This is a genomic window from Stenotrophomonas sp. NPDC047960 (genome assembly GCF_043204395.1).
Classification (GTDB): domain Bacteria; phylum Pseudomonadota; class Gammaproteobacteria; order Xanthomonadales; family Xanthomonadaceae; genus Stenotrophomonas.
The window spans coordinates 58,857-80,587 of record NZ_JBIDBX010000004.1 but is presented as its reverse complement, the minus strand read 5'-3'; the positions used below and the strand labels follow the sequence as shown (position 1 = coordinate 80,587).

18 protein-coding genes are annotated in these 21,731 nt (G+C 65.4%); 11 read left to right on the top strand and 7 right to left on the bottom strand.

All coding sequences use genetic code 11. From position 1 onward, the window contains the following. The first annotated feature begins 47 nt into the window (after nt 1-47). The 7 genes from ACGFZ3_RS10310 to ACGFZ3_RS10280 all read left to right on the top strand — a co-directional run bounded on the left by ACGFZ3_RS10310 (nt 48) and on the right by ACGFZ3_RS10280 (nt 5,921). Nucleotides 48-527 (top strand): peptidylprolyl isomerase, encoded by a 480-nt coding sequence (locus ACGFZ3_RS10310; RefSeq protein ID WP_392920143.1) that lies wholly within the window; start codon nt 48-50, stop codon nt 525-527. Between the two features lie 115 nt (nt 528-642). Continuing rightward, nucleotides 643-1,842 carry a DUF418 domain-containing protein gene (locus ACGFZ3_RS10305; RefSeq protein ID WP_392920958.1) on the top strand — a complete coding sequence of 400 codons (1,200 nt, stop codon included), beginning with the start codon at nt 643-645 and terminating at the stop codon, nt 1,840-1,842. 59 nt (nt 1,843-1,901) lie between these two features. Beyond that, nucleotides 1,902-3,257 carry a glutathione-disulfide reductase gene (gene gorA, locus ACGFZ3_RS10300; protein ID WP_392920139.1) on the top strand — a complete coding sequence of 452 codons (1,356 nt, stop codon included), beginning with the start codon at nt 1,902-1,904 and terminating at the stop codon, nt 3,255-3,257. Nucleotides 3,258-3,320: 63 nt separating this feature from the next. Next, nucleotides 3,321-4,241 carry a DMT family transporter gene (locus tag ACGFZ3_RS10295; RefSeq protein WP_392920136.1) on the top strand — a complete coding sequence of 307 codons (921 nt, stop codon included), beginning with the start codon at nt 3,321-3,323 and terminating at the stop codon, nt 4,239-4,241. Between the two features lie 26 nt (nt 4,242-4,267). Continuing rightward, nucleotides 4,268-4,606, top strand: a complete 339-nt coding sequence (locus tag ACGFZ3_RS10290; RefSeq protein WP_392920955.1) for an MGMT family protein — start codon at nt 4,268-4,270, stop codon at nt 4,604-4,606. 85 nt (nt 4,607-4,691) lie between these two features. Next, nucleotides 4,692-5,363, top strand: coding sequence for a rhomboid family intramembrane serine protease (locus tag ACGFZ3_RS10285; RefSeq protein WP_392920133.1), 672 nt, complete (start codon nt 4,692-4,694; stop codon nt 5,361-5,363). 39 nt (nt 5,364-5,402) lie between these two features. After that, nucleotides 5,403-5,921 carry a DUF4166 domain-containing protein gene (locus tag ACGFZ3_RS10280; RefSeq protein ID WP_392920130.1) on the top strand — a complete coding sequence of 173 codons (519 nt, stop codon included), beginning with the start codon at nt 5,403-5,405 and terminating at the stop codon, nt 5,919-5,921. A 49-nt stretch (nt 5,922-5,970) separates the two neighbouring features. Here ACGFZ3_RS10280 and ACGFZ3_RS10275 read toward each other — a convergent pair whose 3' ends face one another. Both ACGFZ3_RS10275 and ACGFZ3_RS10270 read right to left on the bottom strand, forming a co-directional pair. Continuing rightward, nucleotides 5,971-7,980, bottom strand: coding sequence for a M13 family metallopeptidase (locus tag ACGFZ3_RS10275; RefSeq protein ID WP_392920127.1), 2,010 nt, complete (start codon nt 7,978-7,980; stop codon nt 5,971-5,973). Nucleotides 7,981-8,168: 188 nt separating this feature from the next. Continuing rightward, a complete protein-coding gene (locus ACGFZ3_RS10270; protein WP_392920952.1) occupies nt 8,169-10,283 on the bottom strand; it encodes a M13 family metallopeptidase in 2,115 nt (704 codons plus the stop codon). A gap of 121 nt (nt 10,284-10,404) precedes the next feature. Here ACGFZ3_RS10270 and ACGFZ3_RS10265 point away from each other — a divergent pair, with 121 nt between their 5' ends. After that, nucleotides 10,405-12,000 (top strand): phytoene desaturase family protein, encoded by a 1,596-nt coding sequence (locus ACGFZ3_RS10265; protein ID WP_392920124.1) that lies wholly within the window; start codon nt 10,405-10,407, stop codon nt 11,998-12,000. Nucleotides 12,001-12,072: 72 nt separating this feature from the next. Here ACGFZ3_RS10265 and ACGFZ3_RS10260 read toward each other — a convergent pair whose 3' ends face one another. Together ACGFZ3_RS10260 and ACGFZ3_RS10255 are read right to left on the bottom strand one after the other, a co-directional pair. Continuing rightward, complete coding sequence (locus ACGFZ3_RS10260; RefSeq protein ID WP_392920122.1) at nt 12,073-14,103, bottom strand: alpha/beta hydrolase family protein; 2,031 nt, start codon at nt 14,101-14,103, stop codon at nt 12,073-12,075. A gap of 94 nt (nt 14,104-14,197) precedes the next feature. Then, on the bottom strand, nt 14,198-17,173 hold the full coding sequence (locus tag ACGFZ3_RS10255) for a TonB-dependent receptor plug domain-containing protein (RefSeq protein WP_392920119.1): 2,976 nt from the start codon (nt 17,171-17,173) through the stop codon (nt 14,198-14,200). A gap of 470 nt (nt 17,174-17,643) precedes the next feature. Here ACGFZ3_RS10255 and apbC point away from each other — a divergent pair, with 470 nt between their 5' ends. Together apbC and dcd are read left to right on the top strand one after the other, a co-directional pair. Further along, a complete protein-coding gene (gene apbC / locus ACGFZ3_RS10250; RefSeq protein WP_392920116.1) occupies nt 17,644-18,501 on the top strand; it encodes an iron-sulfur cluster carrier protein ApbC in 858 nt (285 codons plus the stop codon). Nucleotides 18,502-18,540: 39 nt separating this feature from the next. Further along, nucleotides 18,541-19,113: a dCTP deaminase gene (dcd, locus tag ACGFZ3_RS10245; RefSeq protein ID WP_070207643.1), complete on the top strand. Its 573-nt coding sequence runs from the start codon at nt 18,541-18,543 to the stop codon at nt 19,111-19,113. A 66-nt stretch (nt 19,114-19,179) separates the two neighbouring features. Here dcd and ACGFZ3_RS10240 read toward each other — a convergent pair whose 3' ends face one another. The 3 genes from ACGFZ3_RS10240 to ACGFZ3_RS10230 are packed head-to-tail and all read right to left on the bottom strand — an operon-like array spanning nt 19,180 to nt 20,454. Then, complete coding sequence (locus ACGFZ3_RS10240; protein ID WP_392920112.1) at nt 19,180-19,347, bottom strand: LiaI-LiaF-like domain-containing protein; 168 nt, start codon at nt 19,345-19,347, stop codon at nt 19,180-19,182. A 16-nt stretch (nt 19,348-19,363) separates the two neighbouring features. Then, nucleotides 19,364-19,786 carry an HIT domain-containing protein gene (locus ACGFZ3_RS10235; protein ID WP_392920109.1) on the bottom strand — a complete coding sequence of 141 codons (423 nt, stop codon included), beginning with the start codon at nt 19,784-19,786 and terminating at the stop codon, nt 19,364-19,366. Continuing rightward, entirely contained in the window at nt 19,783-20,454 is a 672-nt protein-coding gene (locus ACGFZ3_RS10230; RefSeq protein ID WP_392920106.1) for a dienelactone hydrolase family protein, read from the bottom strand. The genes ACGFZ3_RS10235 and ACGFZ3_RS10230 overlap by 4 nt, the downstream gene beginning before the upstream one ends. Nucleotides 20,455-20,755: 301 nt before the next feature. On the opposite strand from ACGFZ3_RS10230, the gene ACGFZ3_RS10225 reads away from it, so the two are divergent. Further along, on the top strand, nt 20,756-21,517 hold the full coding sequence (locus ACGFZ3_RS10225) for a hypothetical protein (protein WP_392920103.1): 762 nt from the start codon (nt 20,756-20,758) through the stop codon (nt 21,515-21,517). Nucleotides 21,518-21,731 lie beyond the last annotated feature (214 nt).

Sequence of the window (21,731 nt, the reverse complement as noted above, 5' to 3'; positions counted from 1 at the left end):
ACCCGTCCCACCCGTCTGCCCTGGCAGCCTCAGCACAAGAGTTCCGCATGAAGATCGAAAAAGACCGCGTCGTCCGCTTCCATTACACCGTTGCCGAGCAGGGCCAGGAGCCGATCGAAAGCTCCAGGGACCGGGATCCGCTGGCGATCCTGATCGGCCACGGCAACATCATTCCGGGCCTGGAAGCGGCGATGCTCGACAAGGAAGCCGGCGCCACCTTCGACGTCGACGTCAAGGCAGCCGACGCCTACGGCGAGCGCAAGGAAGGCCTGACCCAGCGCGTGCCGAAGAAGCACTTCGGTGACACCCGCCTGGTGAAGGGGCAGCAGGTGGTGCTGCAGACCAACTTCGGCCCGCGCGCGGTGACCGTTGAGAAGGTCGGCATGAGCGTTGTCGATGTGGACCTCAACCACCCGATGGCCGGCAAGGATCTGCACTTCTCGGTGGAGATCGTCGACGTGCGTGAAGCCGCCGCCGAGGAACTCGAGCACGGCCACGTGCACGGTGACGGCGGCCACCAGCACTGAGTGCGGATGTCCCCGGCAGCCACGCAGGGCGTGGTGTTGCCGGGGTCATGCAGCCACGCAGGGCGTGGCTCTACCCGCCCTGCCAAGCGAGTCGCCCGTGAAGCCTGTTTCCCCCATGCTGCAGCCGGTGGCCGTCAGCGACCGCATCGAAGTCATCGACATCCTGCGCGGGGTCGCGCTGCTCGGCATCCTGCTGATGAACATGGAAGCGCTGAGCGGCCCGCTCGACCTGGCCTTCACCGGTATCGATCCGCATTGGCAGGGGCTGGACTACTGGGCCGACGCGGCCATCTACGTGCTGGTACAGGGCAAGTTCTTCACGTTGTTCTCGCTGCTGTTCGGCGCCGGCTTTGCGATCATGGCGCAGCGTGCCGAAGCGGCGCGCCGCGACTTCACCACCTTCTACCTTCGCCGCAGCGGTGGCCTGCTGCTGATCGGCCTGTGTCATGCGCTGCTGGTCTGGTCCGGCGACATCCTGGTGATCTACGCACTGGTGTCGCTGCCGCTGCTGGCCACGCGCGAAGCGCCGCAGCGCTGGCTGCCGGCGATGGGGGTGATCACCTACCTGTGTGCGGCGGCGATGATGTTGCTGCTGGGCGCGATGCTGGGCCTGGTCGGGCAGGTCGAGGGTGATGGCGGCAGCCTGGGCTCGGCCATCGCAGCGGGCCAGCAGACGGTTGAACTGCAACGCCAGGCCTACGGCCATGGCAGCTTCGGCCAGGCGGTGGCGCAACGGGCCAGTGATCTGGGCACGTCGCTGTCCGGGGCGCTGATCATCGGCCCGGAAGTGCTGGGCATGTTCCTGCTGGGCAGCTGGTTCGCGCGCAGTGGCGCGCTTGCCGAGCCGACGCGCTTCGAGCGCCTGTACCGCTGGCTGCGCCGCGGCGCGTTGCCGTCTGGACTGCTGTTGATGCTCATCAGCGCGAGCTGGGTGCCGTACCTGGCGCCAGGCACATTCACGCCCACCACCGGCGCGGCGTATGCATTGTCTTCGCTGGCCAGCCTGCTGATGTGCCTGGGTTACCTGGCCTGGGTCGTGCACTGGCGGCAACGCCTGCGCATGCTGGCGCCCATGGGGCGGATGGCGCTGACCCAGTACATCCTGCAGTCGCTGGTCTGTACCTGGTTGTTCTACGGCTACGGGTTGGGTGCGTTCGAGACGATGCCGCGCGTCTGGCAGATTCCGTTCGCGGTGGCGTTGTTCGCAGCACAGGTGCTGCTCAGCCATGCATGGCTGCGCCACTTCCGGTTCGGTCCGCTGGAATGGGTCTGGCGCGCAATGACCTATGGGCATTGGCCGGCGTTGCGCCGATGAAACGATTCAAGCCGCGTCGTCACGTCTGAATCGCGGCCTGGCGTGGCATGCTGACGCCCATGACAACGCAATACGACTACGATCTGATCGTGCTGGGCGGTGGCTCCGGCGGCTTGGCCGCAGCCTTCCGCGCGGCCCAGCATGGCAAGCGGGTGGCGATGCTGGAACCGGGCGAACTGGGCGGCACCTGCGTCAACGTGGGCTGCGTGCCGAAGAAGGCGATGTGGCTGGCAGCCGACCTTTCCGGGCGCATCGGGCTGGCCGCGGCGATGGGCTTCGATGTGCCGGCGCGAGCGGCGCTGGACTGGAAGGAGCTGGTGGTGCATCGCCAGGCCTACATCGCCAATATCCATGCCAGCTACCTCAAGCGCCTCAACGACAACAACGTGGTGCGCGTGCCGCGCAGGGGCCGGCTGCTGGATGCGCACACGGTGGAGTGCAGCGATGGCATCCGCATCAGCGCCGAACATGTGCTGCTGGCCACCGGTGCGTACCCACAACGGCCCGACATTCCCGGCGCGGAGCTTGGTTCGGTGTCGGACGACTTCTTCAACCTGTGCGGTGCCCCCGGTCGCGTAGCGATCGTGGGCGGCGGCTACATCGCCGTGGAACTGGCCGGCCTGCTGCAGGCGCTCGGCAGCCGGGTAACGCTGCTGGTGCGGGGCGAGCGGCTGCTGGAGCGCTTCGATGCCGAACTCACCGCGCAGCTGGCCGAGAACCTGCGCCATCAGGGCGTGCAGCTGTACTTCAACTACCGGCTACGGGAATTGCGGCGCGATGGCGATGACCTCGTCGCGTACGGTCACGACGGTCCGACCGAGCCGCGCTTCGACCAGGTGTTTTTCGCCACCGGCCGGCGCGGCAACAGCGCCGGGCTGGGCCTGGAGGCGCTCGGTATCGGGATTGGCGGGAAAGGGGAGGTCGAGGTCGATGATTGGCAGACCACCGCGGTGCCCAGCGTGCACGCGGTGGGCGACATCGCTGGCAAGGTCGGCCTGACCCCGGTGGCGATCGCCGCTGCGCGCAGATTGATGGACCGCCTGTTCGGCGGCCAGCCGCAGGCGAAGATGGATTACCGGAACATTGCCAGTGTGGTGTTCTCCCACCCTGCGTTGGGCGCGGTGGGCATGAGTGAGGAAGAAGCACGTGCCTGCCACGGCGATGTGCGCGTATACCGCAGCAACTTCCGGCCGATGCTGCAGGCGCTGGCCGACGGTACGCAGCGCAGCGTTTTCAAACTGGTGTGTGTGGGCGAAGATGAGCGCGTAGTGGGGGTGCACCTGCTGGGCGAGTCGGCCGACGAAATCCTGCAGGGTTTCGCGGTAGCGGTGAAGATGGGCGTCACCAAGGCCCAGCTCGACGAGACTGTCGCCATCCATCCCACATCGTCGGAAGAGGTGGTGTTGATGCGCTGAGGCGTATCACCCCCACCTTGGCAGCTGCCGGCCGTTGCTTGGTAGGCATCAGCGGATGCGACAATGCGTGGGATGTCGCACGCCCTTCCCACTTCCTCCCCGCGCCTTGCCACCTCCGGCATCCTGCTCGCCGCTGTCGGCGCGGTCGCCGCCTCGGGCAAGGCCGTGATCGTCAAGCTCGCGTATCGCCATGGCGTGGATGCCACCACGCTGCTGGCGCTGCGCATGCTGATGGCGTTGCCGCTGTTCGCCGTGCTTGCGGTGTGGTCGGCGCGCCGCGCCACCGCGCTGTCCTGGGCCGACCGTGGCCGGGTGGCGTGGCTGGGCTTCACCGGCTATTACCTTTCCAGCCTGCTCGACTTCCAGGGACTGCAATACATCAGTGTGACTCTGGAACGGCTGATCCTGTACCTCAATCCCACGCTGGTGCTGCTGATCAGCCTGGTGCTGCTGAAGAAGCGGCCCGGGCGCTGGCAGGTGGCGGCGCTCGTGCTGAGCTATCTCGGCGTGCTGCTCGCCTTCGGCCACGACCTGCAGCTGGAAGGCGGGCGCATCGTGCTGGGCAGCGCGCTGGTGTTCGCCAGTGCGCTCAGCTACGCGCTGTACCTGTTCGGCAGCGGCCAGGTGGTGGCGCGGATAGGCGCGATCCGGCTCACTGCCTATGCCAGCTGCGTGGCCTGCGTGCTGTGCGTGCTGCACTTCGCGGTGCTGCACCCGCTGCCGGTGCTGTTCCAGCAACCGGGGCCGGTGTACTGGCTGTCGCTGGTCAATGCGACGGTCTGCACCGTGCTGCCGGTGCTGGCGATCATGCTGGCAGTGAAGCGGATCGGCTCGTCGCTGGCCGCGCAGGTAGGTATGCTCGGGCCGGTATCCACCATCGTGATGAGTCTATGGCTGCTCGACGAACCCATGGGCCCCTGGCAGGTCCTGGGGACGGCGCTGGTACTGGTCGGCGTGCTGCTGGTCAGCCGCGTGCGCGCGTGAAGAAACCCGCGTCGCCGGCCGACGCGGTGGACGCTGCCGCCCAGGCGCGCGCGCGCATCCTGGCGGTGATCCGGGCCATCCCGCGCGGGCAGGTGATGGGGTACGGCCAGGTGGCCGCCCGGGCCGGGCTGCCGGGACGGGCGCGACTCACCGCCCGGGTGCTGGGCATGAACGATGATCCGGACCTGCCCTGGCACCGGGTGCTGCGCTCGGACGGGCGCATCGCGATGCCGGAAGGCTCGCGTGGCTGGCGCGAGCAGAACCAGCGGCTGCGCGCCGAAGGGGTGCTGATGGAGCGGGGACGGGTCAAGCACATGCCGCGCGGGGACGATGATCTGGACGCTGTCTTGTGGGGGCCCGTGTAGAGCATCGGAAGCCGGCCAACGGCCGGGGCTACCACGCCGTGCCGTAGGCGCGGCTATGATGGGCGCGGTTCCAAAGGATGCCCCCATGTTTCCGCGACTGCCCACTGTCACCAAAGCACTGTTGATTGCCAATATCGTGCTGTTCCTGCTGCAGCAGCCGTTCCTGCTCGGCAACGGCACGTTCGAGCCGTTCATGCTGCAACCGCTGCGCAGTGGCTTCGACCCGTTCTCGCCCGGCGGCAACTTCCAGCCGTGGCAGCTGCTGACCTATGGGTTCCTGCACGGCAGCTTCGGGCACCTGTTCTTCAACATGCTGGCGCTCTTCATGTTCGGTGCGCCGCTGGAGCAGACCTGGGGCGAGAAGCGCTTCCTGACCTATTACCTGGTGTGCGTGGCCGGTGCCGGCCTGTGCCAGCTGGCCGTAGGCGCGATGATCGCCGACCCGGCCACGGTGCTGGGCGCATCCGGTGGCGTGTTCGGCCTGTTGCTGGCCTACGGCATGCTGTTCCCCAACCAGCGCGTGATGCTGTTGTTCCCGCCCATTCCGATGAAGGCGCGCACCTTCGTGATCGTGTTCGGCGTAATGGAACTGGTGCTCGGCGCCACCGGCTGGCAACCGGGCGTGGCCCACTTCGCCCACCTGGGTGGCATGCTGTTCGGCTGGCTGCTGATCCGCTATTGGCGGGGGCAGCCCCCATTCAACCGGCGCCCGCCGGGTGGCCCGAAACGGCCCAACCACCTGCGCAGCGTGAAGTAACTGAGAGAGGATCGCGCCGCCGTCAGCCTGTACCGGCGAGTGCTGGGCAGCGCGTTCGATGCGCTGCCTGCGCAGGTGCAGGCGCTGCACGATACGTCCGGTCCGCACCGCTGGAGCGGCAGGGCGCAGGTCCGTCGTGGCACCGGGCGGTTGTCACGCCTGGTTGCGGCGGTGATCGGCTTTCCGAAGGCGCACACCGATGTGCCGGTCACCGTGACCTTCACGCCGGACCGCGGCATCGAGCGCTGGACGCGTGATTTTGGCGGACGCCGGTTTACCTCATGGCAAAGACGCGGGGCAGGGCGCAACGATGCGCTGCTGGTCGAGCGCTTTGGGTTGATCGAGGTCGCGTTGGCGCTGGTGGTGGCGGACGATCGGTTGATGCTGGTGCCACGCCGCTGGTCGTGCCTGGGCGTGCCGCTGCCGAACGCGTTGTTGCCCAGGGGCACCACCTTCGAGACCGAAGTGGATGGCCGGTTTGTGTTCAACGTGGAGATCGCCGCACCTGGGGTGGGGTTGATCGTTGCGTATCGCGGATCCCTGCAACCGGCGGGGTAAAAAAAGGGCGCCCATGGGGCGCCCTTCTTTCAATCCATCATCGCCCCGCTCAGCGCCAGACCTTGATCTGGTCGGCGTCCACGCGCTGCATCGGCTGGCCCGGCTTGCAGCTGAAGGTGGCACCGAAGGCAGGCAGGTTGGACAGCGGCACGTTGGTGCGCCACTTGCCCGGGGCCAGCGTGTCGGCGGTCAGCCTCTGCGCGGCTTCGCTTGGCGACAGCTGCTGTGGCCACAGCGCGGCCCAGGCACGGAAGAAGCCCTGCTGCGTCGCCGGCTTGGCGTCCGGTTCGGCCGACTTGTAAGCCGCCCACGCCAGTTCCACGCCTGCCAGGTCGGCCAGGTTCTCTTCGCGGGTCAGCTCGCCGTTGACCTTGGCACCCTTGACGCCGGGGAAGTCGAGGCTGCTGTATTGCGCGGCCACGCGGTTGCCCAGCAGGTTCCAGGCGGTCTTGTCGGCCGGGGTCCACCAGCTGCGCAGCTCGCCCTTGGAATCCACCAGCGACCCCTTGGCATCGATCGCACGGGTCAGTTCGTGGGCGACCAGCGCACCGTAGCTGCCGTACCGGTCTGCGGTATCGGCCTTGGCGTTGAACACCGGGCCCTGCAGCACGGCGGCGGTGACGATCAGGCGGTTCTGCGCGATGTCATAGGCCAGCGCCGGCTGCTGCGGCAGCACGTCCCAGCGCCGGTCGGCGTTGCCCTTGCCGATACGCTTCATTTCCTCGCGGTGGCGCCAGGTGGAGGCGATCAGCATGTTGCCGCCGAAGCTGCCACGGCCCATAGGCTGCACGCTGTAGTCCAGGTCGCGCAGGGGTGTGCCGATCTCGATCTTCAGCGCAGCCAGCTTGGCCTGGGCTTCGGTCTTGGCGTCCGGGCTCAACCAGCCGCTGGCCTTGACCGCCTCGATCTGGGTCTCGCGGATCTTGTCGACGATCACGGCGGCCTGGCGGCGGTCATCGGCCGAGAGGTAACGCGCGGCGTACTCGCGGCCGACCATCGGGCCGGCGGCCACGTTCATGGCATTGAGCACCTGTTCCCAGCGTGCCGGGGCGATGGTTTCACCACGGATCACGCGGCCACGGAACTCAAACTCCGCATCGCGGTAGGCCTTGGACAGGTAGGGGGCCATGGCATCGCCCACGCGCCAGCGCAGGTACGCCTTCCACTGGTCCGGTTTGATCCGGGTGACCATGCCGTCAAGGGCCTTGAACAGCTCCGGGTCGGACAGCGAGACCAGGTCGTCGTTGACGCCCTGTGCCTTCAGGAAGGCATCCAGCTGCAGATTGCGGTAACGGCTGTTGAGTTCCTTGGTGGAAATCGGCGCGTAGTTGTTGAAGGGATTGTTGATGCCTGCCAGCGACTGCGCATTGCGCGCCAGTTCGGTTTCCAGCGCGATCACCGCCTGCGACTCGGCGTCCAGTTTGTCGGCCGCAGTGCCGGTCAAGGTCAGGATCTGCTTGACGTAGGTGCGGTAGCGGCCCATCAGCGCCACGGTGTCGGCGTCGGTGCGGGTGTAGAAGGCCGGGTCGGGCAGGCCCATCCCACCCTGCATGAAGTAGCCGATGTGACGATCCAGCGCCTTCAGGTCCACGTCCGGGGCGAAGTTGAAGGCCACCGGGATGCCGACCTGGTGCAGCGCGGCAATCGAGGCCGGCACATCCTTGGCCTTCTTGATGGCGTTGATGCGGGTCAGCAGTGGCGCGATCGGGGCGCTGCCGTCTGCTTCCACGGCCGCTTCATCCAGGCCGCTGGCCCAGAAGTCGCCCAGCAGCTTCTGCACGTTGCCCTGCGGTGCCTTCATCGCGCCGTCCAGCAGCTCGCGCTGCTGCACGCGGGTGCGCTCGGCAAGCTGGCCGATGGCGGTGGTGGCACCGGTCTGCGGCACCGGGTTGGACTTCAGCCAGCTGGCGTTGGTGGCGTCGTAGAAGTCGCTGCACTGCGCGCTCACGGCGGGCGCACGGCCGGCGGCCTTTTTCTTCGGGGCGGCGGAGGCGTCGGTGACGACCAGGGTGGCCAGGCCCAGGCCGAGGGCGATGGCAAGCGGACGAAGGTTGGGCATGCGAAGCAAATCCAGAAGGATTGAAGACCGGCGCACTATAGCAAGACCGTATGGGAACACGGCATTCACCAGCGCCCCGGGTAGCACCGGCCGTTGGGAGGCAACCGGTAAAAAAGGCCGGCAGCCAATCAAACAAAAAGGCCCGGGACAATCCCGGGCCTTCGTGCGTCACGCCAAGGCGTGAACGATTACCAGATCACGACCTGCTTGTCGCCGGCGCGCACCATCGGCGACCCGGGCTTGCATTCGAACGCGGCCGCGAAGCTCGGCAGGTTCGACGGGGCACCCATGGCCCGGAACGCTGCCGGGGCGTGCGGGTCGGTGGCCAAGCGGACCTTGGCGTTTTCCGGGGTGTACTTGGTGCGCCACACGGTGGCCCAGTTGAAGAAGAAGCGCTGGTCGCGGCTGAAGCCATCCACCTTCGGGTCTTCCTTGCCGGCGCTGGCCTTCTGCAGGGCGTCGTAGGCGGTGGCCAGGCCGCCCAGGTCGGCGATGTTCTCGCCCAAGGTGAGCTTGCCGTTGACCGCCTGGTCGCCGACCTTGTAGCCGTCGAACTGGTTCACCAGCTTGCCGGTCAGCCCGCTGAAGTTCTTGGTGTCCGCATCGGTCCACCAGTTCTCGAAGTTGCCGGTCGGCCCGAAGCGGCTGCCCTGGTCGTCGTAACCGTGGGTCATTTCGTGGCCGATCACCGCACCGATGCCGCCGTAGTTCAGCGCGTCGTCGGCCTTCGGGTCGAAGAACGGCGGCTGCAGGATGGCCGCCGGGAACACGATCTCGTTCTGCAGCGGGTTGTAGTAGGCGTTGACCGTCTGCGGGGTCATGCCCCACTCGGTCTTGTCCACCGGCTTGCCGATCTTGCTCAGCGCGAACTTGTAGTTGAATTCGTTGGCCGCGCGCACGTTGCCGAAGTAGCTGTCACGGCCGGTGCTCAGGCCGCTCCAGTCGCGCCACTTGTCCGGGTAGCCGATCTTCGGGGTGAAGGTCTCCCACTTGGCGATCGCCTTGGCCTTGGTCTCATCGCTCATCCAGGTCAGGCCCTGGATACGCTCCTTGAGCGCCGCGGCCAGGTTCTTGACGAGTTCTTCCATCTTGGCCTTCGACTCGGGCGAGAAGGCGACCTTGACGTACAGCTGGCCGAAGGCTTCGCCGGCATCGTTTTCGATGGTGCCCAGCACGCGCTTCCAGCGCGGCTTCATTTCCTTCTGGCCGTTGAGGGTTTTGCCGTAGAACGCGTAGTTTTCCTGGGCGAAGGTGTCAGCCAGGAACGGCGATGCCGCATCCACGGTGTGGAAGCGCAGGTACGAACGCCACACCGACGGGTCGGTGTCGCCCAGCGCCTTGCTCACTTCCTGATGGAAGCTGGGGATGGCCAGCGAGAACTTCTCCGGTGCGGCAATGCCCTGCGCTTCGAAGAACCTGCTCCAGCTGAAGTTCGGGGTCAGCTTGTCGGCATCGGCCACGGTGACCGGGTTGTAGTACAGCGAGACATCGCGCGAGAGCTGTTCGCTGGACTTGGAGGCCTTGGCCAGGCGGGTTTCGAACTTGACCACGTCCGCCGCCTGCTTGGCGGCGTCGGCAGCGGCCACGCCGGACAGTTCCAGTACCTTGGCCACGTGCGCCTGGTAGGCCTTGAGCTTGTCGGCGTTCTTGGCGTCGGTGTAATAGGTGGTGTCCGGCAGGCCCAGGCCGCCCTGGCTGGCGTAGGCCATGTTCATGCTGGAGTTCTTGAAGTCCGCTTCCGGACCGAACCCGAACAGCACGTTCTGGCCCTTGGCGGCAGTGGTACGCAGGTAGTTGGCAATGGCGTCCTTGTCCTGCAGGCCGTCGATGGCGGCGAGATCGGCCTTGATCGGCTCGATGCCCTGCGCATTGATCTTGGCTTCGTCCATGCCGGTGGCCCAGAAGTCACCGACGATCTTCTCGATGCCGGTCGGGTTCTTCACCGCCGCGACCTGTTCGGCCAGCTGGTGCTGCACGGCGACCGAGCGCTCGTCCAGGATGGTGAAGGCACCCCAGCTGGTGCGGTCGCCCGGGATTTCATTGGCGGCCAGCCACTTGCTGTTCACGTAATCGCCGAAGGCGGTGCAGGCATCCAGGCTCTTGTCCAGGTCGGACGGGTGGAAGGCGTTGTAGGCCGGCAGCTTGGCTTCGTCGAGCTTGAACTCGGTGGCAGCCGGGGCGGCAGTGTTCGGGGTGGCGGTGGAGGCCGCGCTGTCCGTAGCCGGGGTTTCATTCTTGCCGCAGCCGACAAGCGCGGCAGTGACGGCCAGGGTCAGCAGAACAATCTTGGGAGTACGAGAGATCACTGGTAAGGCCTCCAGGCCGAAGAATCTTTCAGGAAGGCCCCCTTGGTGGGGCCGTGGGCCAGACGATACGCCGCTGGCCCGGCCTGCAAGGGTGTCGAAGGTCATGTATACAGGCTGCATGGGCACTTCAACGACGCGTACGTGGGATGCGGTCATCATCGGTGGCGGGCACAACGGCCTGGTCTGCGCGGCCTACCTGGCCCGAGCCGGGCAGCGGGTGCTGGTGCTGGAACGGCGGTCGGTGGTCGGCGGGGCGGCGGTGACCGAGGAGTTCCATCCCGGTTTCCGCAATTCGGTGGCTTCCTATACGGTGTCGCTGCTGCAGCCGCGCATCATCCAGGCGTTGGCGCTGGCCGAGCACGGGCTGCAGGTGGTGCCGCGGCGGATCAACAACTTCCTGCCGCTGGAAGGAGATTACCTGTTGGCCGGTGCCGGGCTGACCCGTTCGGAGGTGGCGCGCTTTTCCGCACGCGATGCCGAGCGCCTGCCGGCCTTCGAGCAGCGCCTGGAGGCTTTCGCCGATGTGCTGCGCGATCTCTCGCTGCAGGCGCCGCCGAACGTGGGCGAAGGGCATTGGCTGACCCAGCTGCCGGCACTCTGGCAGGCGGGCCAGCTGGGACGGCGGCTGCATGGGCTGGCGCCGGCGCTGCGCCAGGAACTGCTGGACCTGTTCACCATCTCGGCCTCGGAATACCTGGACCGCTGGTTCGAGAGCGAGCCGATCAAGGCCCTGTACGGGTTCGACGGCATCGTGGGCAACTACGCCAGCCCGGAAGCGCCAGGTTCGGCCTACGTTCTGCTTCACCACGCCTTTGGCGAGAGCAATGGAGTGAAGGGTGCCTGGGGCCACGCCATCGGTGGCATGGGCGCCATCACCCAGGCGATGGCGCGCTCGGCCATCGCCGCAGGGGCTGACATCCGTACCGACAGCGGTGTGCGCAGGGTCGTCGTCGAGCAGGGGCGCGCGGTAGGGGTGGAAACGCTGCAGGGCGATGTCATCCGCGCCCGCAGGGTGGTGGCCAACGTCAATCCCAAGCTGTTGTACGAACAGCTGCTGGCGCCTGATGAAGTGCCATTGGCCACCCGCGAGCGCATGACGAACTGGCGCTGTGGCTCCGGCACGTTCCGCATGAACGTCGCGCTGTCCGGCCTGCCCTCGTTTTCCGTGCTGCCTGGGGCAGGGGACCACCTCACGGCCGGCATCATCATGGCGCCCACGCTGGCCTACATGGAACGCGCTTACAACGATGCGCGCCAGCACGGCTGGTCACGCGAACCGATCGTGGAAATGCTGATCCCCAGCACGCTGGACGACTCGCTGGCGCCGCCCGGCCGGCATGTGGCCAGCCTGTTCTGCCAGCACGTGGCGCCGGTGCTGTCCGGTGGGCGCAGCTGGGACGACCACCGCGATGAAGTGGCCGATCTGATGATCGCAACGGTCGAGAAGCACGCGCCGGGATTCAGCGCACTGGTGCTGGGCCGGCAGGTGCTGAGTCCGTTGGACCTGGAGCGTACCTTCGGGCTGATCGGTGGCGACATCTTCCACGGCGCGCTCAGCCTCAACCAGCTGTTCAGCGCCCGGCCGATGCTGGGCCAGGCCGACTATCGGGGTGCATTGCCGGGCCTGTACCTGTGCGGTTCGGGTACGCACCCTGGCGGTGGCGTCACCGGCGCGCCCGGGCACAATGCGGCGCAGGTCATCCTGCACGGGTAAAAAAAGGCCACCCGAAGGTGGCCGATAATCATGGGAGCAGCCCACCGGAGGTGGGGTGCCCTCCAGCGGCGGTTACAGGCCGCCGCCACCACACCCCTTGCCCAGGTAATCATCGATCAGCCGCAGCTGGTCGCCCATGATCGCGCGCGTCCAGGCCGGGCCGTGCGCGTAGTCGGCGATGGCGTGGTATTCCACCGGCTGGCCGGAGTTCTTTGCCTTGGCCACGAACCATTCGGACTGTTCGATCGGCACGGTGCGGTCGCGGTCGCCGTGGTAGACCATCAGCGGGATTTTCATCTCGCCGGCCTTGTCCAGCGGGTTCAGGCCGTCCACCGTCTTGGCCTGGGCCTGGCGGAAGAACGGGTTGGTGTAGAACCGCGACCAGATCTTCTTGATGTCCGACACGCCGGCACCGGCAATGGCGCACTTGTACAGCCCGTTGGGGCGTACCGAGGCGGCGAATGCCGAATAGCCGCCGTAGGAGAAGCCGAACATGGCGATGTGGCCGGGCTGGGCGATCTTCTGGTCGATCATCCACTTGGCGCCATCATCCTTGTCATCCTGCATCTTCTGGCCCCACTCGGCATCGCCGGCCATCCACAGCTTGCGGCTCCAGTCGGCCGAGCCGCGGAACTGCGGGCGCAGCACCGCCATGCAGCGCGATGCCATCAGTGGCACCCACATGGAACCGTCGAAGTCCATGCCATCGCGCGCCCACGGGCCGCCGTGCGGGTGGACGACAGCCTTCCACGGACCGGCGCCGCACAGTTCGGTGTTCGGCGTGGTCAGGAAAGCGGGGATGTCCAGGCCGTCACGGGCCTTGTAATAGACCAGCCTGGTCGTGCCCAGCGCGGCCGGGTCGATCTGCGGGTACGACTTGGCCAACTCGGTCAGCTGGCCGTTGTTGAACAGGTAGTAGGTGGGCGGGTCGGACGGGCCCGACACCACCACCAGGAACGTCTTGAGGTTGGCGCTGTAGTCCAGCAGGCGGATGGATCTGCCGCCATCAAGCTGGGTGGTGGCGCGCTGGCCGGTAGCCGGATCGACCAGGGTGACCTCGCTGGCCTGGATGCCCAGGGCCTGGCGCAGCCCCTGTTCGAGTGCCTTGAAGGTCGGGTCCGTCCACTGGATCTCGTTTTCGCGCGGCCCGCTGTAGCCCACGCCGAGCAGCGCGCCGAACGGGACGCCCTCGACGTTCCTGTAGCGGTTCATTACCACGTTGCCGGCATTGAAGAACTTGTGCTCGAACAGCACTTCCTTCTGCTTGCGCGCGGCGATGTCGTATTCGTAGATGACCGTCTTGTCGCGGCCCACGTTGCTCTGGATGAAGGCAATGTTCGGGTCGTCGGCGAAACCCACCACCTGGGTGATGTCCCGATCCTTCACGTGCGAGCGGAAGTGTTCCTCCCATGAATTGGTGGCCGGGTTGCGGAATTCGGTAGCAATGTATGCGCCGGTGCCATCCACGTCCTGGCGCAGGCGCGCGCGCAGTTCGCTGTTGAGGTCGGTGACATAACCGGCCACGCGCTCTTCGGTTTTCTGTATGCGCTGGGAGGTGAAGCTGCGCAGGTTGACCTTGTACACGTCACCGGAATTGCTGCCCGAGCCGTTGACCACCAGGATGTGGTCCGGGTCGCTGGGCAGGGTATCGAGCACGGTGGAGTTGGACAGGGCCTGCTCCAGTTCTTCATTGCGGCTGGTGGCGCGCGCCGGGCTGATCGGCTCCTTCCACTGCTTGCCTTCGATGTCGGTGATGAAGAACTTGCTGATGAAGGTCTTGTTGACCCGGTCGGTACGCAGGTCGTACGGCTGCCACAGGGTGACGGCCAGCAGGCCGTTCTTGATGAAACTCACGCTCTGGAACTTCATGCGGCCGGCACCGATGACGGTGGGCGCCTTGTCCAGGGCGTTGGTTTCCCAGACCACGATGACGCGCTCTTCGCCGTTGGCGCGCAGGCCGGCGATGTGCTTGCCATCGGGCGAGAGCGAAAGGCTGGAAATGGCCGGGAAGGCGGCCATCTGCTCGATGGTCGGTGCCACCGGCTTGGCGTGCAGCAGCGAGGAAGCACTGGCCAGGGCGGCCAGCAGAAGAATCCGTTTCATTGATGACCTCTGTTCATGGAGCGGGCCGACCAGCGGTTTAGCTGGGCCGGAAACGAGACCGCCGCCCCGAAGGGCGGCGGCTCGCGAAGCGGAATCAGAACGAGTAGGTGACGTTTGCGAAGTACTGGCGGCCCCAGTAATCGAAGCCGCTGTACAGCAACGCGTTGCCGACGGTGTTGTACACACCCTGGGAAATGGTCGGCGGTTCCTTGTCCGCCAGGTTGCGCACGCCGACGGTGGCCGACCACTTGTCTGCTTCGTACTGCACCGAGAACGACTGCAGGAAGTAGTTCGGGGTGTAGATCTTGTACGGCGAGGTGTCCGGCTCGAACAGACCCGGGTTGCGTTCTTCGTAGTAGGCGTAGCTGTCCATCTTGTCGGTCCAGTCGATACCGTAGCGGACCTGCCATTCCTTCCACTTGTACGCCAGGTCCATCGTGGCGGTGTTCTTCGGGCTGCGCAGCATGCCCGCGTAGTTCACCAGCGGATCGTCCGGGAAGATCTTGCTGGACTGTTCGATGTAGTGGGTGAACTGGGTGGTGGTGCGGAATTCACCCGGGCCGATGTCGCGGACATAGCGCAGAGTGAAGTCCAGGCCGCGCACCTTGTCGGTGGAGACGTTGATGAAGCCGTTGGTGACCGTCAGCGCGTTGGTCAGCGGGTTGCGGTCGACCAGGCGGCACAGGCCGTTGCCGGCGCTGAAGTCGGCGGTGGAGCTGCCGTAGCACGCTGCCAGGATGCCGGCGCCGCCTGCGTCCTGCACGCCGTTTTCGACCTTGATGTCGAAGTAATCGACAGCGAAGGACAGATCACCGAAGCCATTGCCGAACTCGGGCTGCAGCACCATGCCCAGAGTCTTGGCCGTGGAGGTTTCCGCCTTCAGGCCGGTGTCCGCACCCCCCTGGGTGATCACGGTGACGCCAGAGGTGGCGGTGAAGTCCGGCGGCAGCCCGAGCGAGGCGCAGTTCTGGTAACGCAGCGACGACGGGTCGCGGTCACCATACTCGTTGCAGGGATCGGAGGTGCTGCCCAGGAAGCCGGTGGTGCCACCCAGGAACTGTTCGTACAGCGCCGGGGCGCGGTAGGACGTGCCGTAGGACGCGCGGAACGAGAGCCACTTCACCGGGGTCCAGAGGCCACCGATCTTATAGGTCTCATCCGAGCCGTAGGACTTGTAATCGGTGTAACGGCCGGACAGGTTGACCGTCAGTTCTTCGGCAGCGGTGACGCCCGACAGCAGCGGCAGTTCCAGTTCGCCGTAGGCTTCGAACACCGAGTCGCTGCCGCGGGTCGGGGCGGCCGAGGTCAGGTTGAACAGGTCGCCGTCGATCGAGTACTGCGACGGACTGTCGTCGATCTTCGCCTTGCGGTATTCCACGCCGAATGCACCGGCTGCGGTGCCCTGCGGCATGTCGAACAACGGGCCGTTGACGTTGAAGTTGACCGTGTCTTCCTTGTACTTGGTGTTACCGGTGACCGGCACGAACACCCAGTTTTTCCAGTCGGAGGGCAGGTTGCCACCAATGGTGTTGGTGTTCAGCGGCGGGGCCGCAATGCAGCCGTTGGACGGGTCAACGCACGAGTAGCCACCGGCGCCGTTGGACACCACGTTCAGGCTCTGTGCCAGGCGGCTGGTCAGGAAGCTCTGGAAGGTGTAATCGGCATCGTTGTCCGAGTGCATGACGTTGAAGTCGTACTTCCACTCCGAGCCCAGGTTGCCACGCAGGCCGGCATTGAAGCGGTAGTAGTCGACGTTCTGCTTGCTCTGGTCATTGCCGAAGCCGATGAAGGCGCGCACGCCCATCGGCTGGCCGTTGGTCAGGTTGGTCGCCGGGCCGGCCACGCTGTCGCGGAGGTTGGCCGGGATCAGCGGGTTGCCCACCGCGTAGTCCAGTGACAGCTGGCGGTAGCCGGTCTGGGTGGACTTGCGCTTGTTGCCGAGGAACTCGTAATACAGCTCGGCATCACCCAGCACGCCGATGTCCACGCCGCCCTGGAAGAACAGGGTGTGGGTCTTGGCCGGCGAGATCAGCGACTGGTTCAGCATCGCATCGTCGAAGGTATCGCGGGTATAAGTGTCCACGCCTTCATAGCCGACCAGGCCGGTGGTGATGGCCGCATTCGGGCGCCAGCGGTTGAAGCGCGTGCCGGCACCGCCCGGGGCGGCAACGCCGGTACGGGTGTTGGTGGCGATGGTGTTGATGGTGACGCCACCGGCATCGAGCGTGTAGCACTTGGACTTGCCGGTCAGCGGGTCGATGAAGTCGCCGCTGCCCCAGTAGTCGCCTGCGTCGATGTCGCGGTACTTGTCGGTGGCGCAACGGGTCCAGTCGCGGTCGCGCAGGTTCAGGTCGTTGCGGGTGTAGTACTCATACGAACCGGAGAAGTGCGAACGCTCGCCGGTGGTGCCGAACATGATCGAATAACGGCGCTGGTCACCGCCGCCGCCGTCGGTGGCGTTGTGCTGGGCTTCGAACGAAACGCCGTCGACCTTGGTCTTGGTGATGATATTGATGACGCCGGCCACCGCGTCGGAGCCGTAAATCGACGACGCGCCGTCCTTCAGGATTTCGATCCGGTCCACGATCGAGTTCGGCAGCACGTTGAGGTCGGCCGAGCCGACTGCACCACGCGAGCCGGCCGGCGCCACGCGGCGGCCGTTCAGCAGGATCAGGGTACGGGTCGGACCGAGGCCGCGCAGGCCGAGGGTGTTGGCACCCGGGCCGCCGTCGGTGACGTAGCCGCCATACGCGTTGTTGATCTGCGACGAGCCGGCAGTGACCGCGTTGCTCTGCAGGACGTCCGTAGTCGAGTTGAAGCCGGCCAGCACCGATTCCTGGCGGGTGACGACCTGTACCGGCGACACCGAGTTGAACGTGTCCTTGCTGATGCGCGAACCGGTGACGGTCACGGTGTCGAAGTTCGTGGTGGTCTTGGCTTTGGCGGCTTCTTCGGCCGTCTGGGTCGACGAGTTGTCCTGTGCGAACACCGGTGCCGACGCCGCGAACACCATCGCGGTGGCCAGGGCGAAGCTCAGCGGATTCCGGCTGAGCGACTTGCGATTCATCATCTTTGGATCCCCTTGGAACGATCGATTGCGTCAAACACCGGTGACATGGACCAGCAGGCGTCTCCGTGTGCCCTCGGATCAGGTCTTGGCAGTGACTGCCCCCCTGTTCACCAGCTTCGCGAGCTGATGATTCGAGGTTAACACGGCCTTAACGCGCCCTGTCAACTGTTCATCAAGAGGTCATAAAGACAAGATAGGCACAGGGGAACTTTCGTTCTCATTGTCCTTTCAAGTTATTGAAAAGTAACAACATTACAATGGTTTATGATGAAACCATTGCATCCGTACTGTGACGGATGCACGGTTCATTTTTTGGCCGCACCGCACCATGGAATCCGTTCCTGGCTTCGGGGTGACGTCAAAGTCGGTTCCGGGACAGCGCCAGGACAGGGCAGGACAACGGCCTGGCAGTACAGGGACGCCCTGTATAGTGGCGGGCTGTCCCATTCGGCTTTTCCGGAGTTCCTGCAGTGAGTGCCAGCCCCTCTCGACGTCCCCACGCCAGCCAGGTGCAGAAGGGCCTGACCCTTCATCCGCGCGTCCGCAACGTCATTGCGGTCGGGTCAGGCAAGGGCGGGGTGGGCAAATCCACCACGGCGGTGAACCTGGCCGTGGCGCTGGCCCGCCTGGGCGCGCGGGTGGGGCTGCTGGATGCCGACATCTACGGCCCCAGCGTGCCGATGATGCTGGGCCTGAGCGGCCGCCCGGAAAGCCCGGACAACAAGTCGATCGAGCCGCTGCGCGCGTTCGGCGTGGAAACCATGTCGATCGGCTACCTGATCGAGGACGAGACGCCGATGATCTGGCGCGGTCCGATGGCGACCTCGGCCATGACCCAGTTCTTCAACGACACCCTCTGGGACGACCTGGACTACCTGCTGATCGACCTGCCGCCGGGCACCGGCGACATCCAGCTGACCCTGACCCAGAAGATTCCGCTGGCCGGCGCGGTCATCGTGACCACCCCGCAGGACATCGCCACGCTGGATGCGAAGAAGGCACTGAAGATGTTCGAAAAGGTCGAGGTGCCGGTGCTGGGCATCGTCGAGAACATGGCGGTGCATACCTGCAGCAACTGCGGTCACATCGAACACCTGTTCGGTGATGGCGGAGGCGAACGCATGGCCGCGCAGTACGGCGTGCCCCTGCTGGGCTCGCTGCCGCTGGATATCGGCATCCGCGAACAGGGCGATGCCGGCACTCCAATCACTGCCGCCGCGCCGGACTCGCCGGCCGCCCAGGCTTACCTGCGTGCCGCCGAACGGCTGGTGGAGGAAGTGGCCAAGCGCCCGCGCGCCAGCATTCCGATCCTGTCTTCGCTGCTTTGATCGTTTTAGAATCGTCCATTCCCGCTTCCAGGACCCCCCATGAGCATCAAGAGTGACCGCTGGATCCGCCGCATGTCCGAGCAGCACGGCATGATCGAGCCGTTCGAAGCCGGCCAGGTCAAGCAGGCCAACGGCCAGCGCATCGTCAGCTATGGCACGTCCAGCTACGGCTACGACGTGCGATGCTCGCGCGAGTTCAAGGTGTTCACCAACATCAACTCCACCATCGTCGATCCCAAGCACTTCGACCCGGGCAGCTTCGTGGACATCGTGGGCGACGAGTGCATCATCCCGCCCAACAGCTTCGCGCTGGCGCGCACCGTGGAGTACTTCCGCATTCCGCGCGACACCCTGGTGGTGTGCCTGGGCAAGAGCACCTACGCGCGCTGCGGCATCATCGTCAACGTGACCCCGCTGGAGCCGGAATGGGAAGGCCACGTGACCCTGGAATTCAGCAATACCACGCCGCTGCCGGCGCGCATCTACGCCAACGAAGGCGTGGCCCAGATGCTGTTCTTCCAGGCTGACAGTGACGACGTCTGCGAGACCTCGTACAAGGACCGCGGCGGCAAGTACCAGGGCCAGACCGGCGTCACCCTGCCGCGGACCTGAAGCGGTCGGCTGCTCTTGGCGGGCAATAAAAAAGCGCGGATCGCTCCGCGCTTTTTTTTGGGGGGCCTATTTCCCGCGTCCGAACAACAACCCGATTCCCACTGCCACCAGGATCACCGGCCACCAGGTAAGGATCAGGCGACCCATGTTCATGTTGGTCCAGCCCAGGTTGCTGGCGAGCAGGAACAGGCCGACGAGGATCAGGACGATGGCGGCGACGAGGTTGGAGCGCATCAGGGGCAGGGTCCGCTTAGGGCTGGGGCGAATATCCTAGCCGTTCCTTCCACATCGCGACACGCTCCTGCAGCACGGCCTCATCGAACGGATGGGCCTGGCCGTGGCCCCACACCGGTGCCGGCCACGCCGGATCGCCGACATGCCGGCCAACGACATGGAAGTGCAGCTGCGGCACGATGTTGCCCAGCGTGGCGAAGTTGATCTTCTGGACCCCGTCTGTGCCCTTGAGCGCCTTGCAGCATCGATTCAATTCGGTGCGCAGCTGGTCCTGCTGGTGGCCGTCAAGCTCCAGCCATTCAGTGATGCCGGTCACGCGCGGCACCAGCACCAGCCAGGGGAAACGTTCGTCGTTCATCAACCGCACTTGCGACAGCGGGCCTTGGTCCACCAGCACACTGTTGGCGGCCAGGCGTGAATCCAGTTCAAAATCGCTCATCCAAGATGCTCCGAAAAGAAGTCCAGGGTGCGTGTCAGCGCCAATGCGGCGCTGTCCGGATCATACGCATGTCCGACGCTCCGGTTAAAGGCATGGTCGGCCGGATACACGAAGGTCTGCATCTTGGGCAGCTTCTCGCGGTGGGCCGCGATGGCTTCCGGCGGGATGCTCTTGTCCTGCGCCCCGAAGTGGAACATGACCGGTGCCTTGGGCGTCTCATCCAGGAACTGCACGTTGCGCGCGCCGTAGTAGCTCACCGAGGGCAGGCCCAGGCGCAATGCCGAGAGCAGGGCGATGCTGCCACCCCAGCAGTAGCCCACCGTGCCGACCTTGCCGGCCGGCGCCAGCCGGGAGGCGGCCGCGCGGACCACTTCCAGCGCCTTCTCCACCCCCAGTGCATTGACGTGTTCCAACCCCTGCTTCACCCCGTCCGGATCGTAGGGCAGGGCATCGGTTTCGGCCCCGGTGCCGTCGATCAGGTCGAAGAAGGAGGGCGCCAGCACGTCGTAACCCTCTGCGGCGAAGCCTTCGGCCACCTCGCGGATGTGCGCGTTGGTACCGAAGATCTCCTGGATGACCACCAGGCCCCCGCGCGGCTTGGCGTCCGGCCTGGCCTGCCAGGCACGGACAGGACCGTAATGCGTATCAAGCGTGACCCACTCACCCATTGCCAGACTCCTGTTGGTTCAGGGCAGCATTATCCTCGCGGCGGGGGTTATCGGGGTGTCAGTAATTGGCGGGGCTTCAAGGCGCAGTTGCCCGACATGGGACCAAGGCCAATGCCGATGACCTCAAGTCGCTGCGTGCCGAAATATGAAGTTCTTCGGCGCGGGTTCGCGCAACACGTGGATTTTCGCTTTGTCTCCCAGGATTTTTGCATGTGCGGTCTTGCTGTTGGCGATCCCCACCGTGGTCATGCGTATACGGTCCGCTCCTTCTCCCGATGGCCACGTTCGCGAGAGGAGCTCTGTGGAAGGCCCGCCCGTCACCCTTGGCCTATCCGATTCAGTTGTCTTGCAGGCCGCCCGCCAACATTGGGTCCTCGACGAAACGGTCAAAACTGAACTGGGTGGAAGGGCGTTCCGTGTGAACCGTACAAGCCCGCTGAGGCCAGCAGGAGACGCGCTGGAGTTCGTCCAGTCACTTTTACCTGCATCGGATGCGGGAGACGCAGTGGCAACGTTCAGCATCTTTCTCGCTGTTCTCGATTGCCGCCGGGCGCTCGGCGGACCACCTCGTGCATCTTCGGACAATGGCGACGTCCTGCGACGGATGACCGAGTGCACCGCCCTGTTTGAAACGCCGTCGTGGATGACACGCGACTGGCTGACGCTTGCTGCAGACCAGGGAAGCATTGAGGCAATGCTCAACTATCCAAACGATCCTGCCTACGTTCTTGGCGACAACGACGCTGTCGCGTACCAGGCGCCGGAGCGGGTCGCTGAGTGGCGGCAACGCGCCCGGGGGTATCTCGAGACTGCGTCCCGTGCTGGAAGCCAGGACGCAATGCTGGAGCTGTCGAGTGCGTACGGCGCTGGTGTGTACGTCGACAAGGATGCCTGCCTTCAGCATGCCTACGCTCTTGTCGCGCAGAGGATGTATCCGATACCCGGGTTGGATCATCTGATTGGCTCCTACGAACGCGAGCTCACACCGGCACAAAAGGTGCGTTCCAGGGAGATTGCTCGCGACCTTTATCGAACCTGTTGTGAGGGAGGAAAACTGAAATGAAGTGGAAGATTGTGACGGCAGGAGTCGTGGTCGTGGCCGGGCTTGGATGGGGGCTATGCGTCGCCACTGCAGATGGCTCACGACTTCTCGGTACCGTGGAATGTAACAACTGCGGTTTGGGCAGGCCTGCGCCGGACGTAGGGACGAAAGCATTCCTCCTGCACTATGAGTCTCAATTGCGTCTCAGTATTGGCCCGCTTACCGACTATGTGCC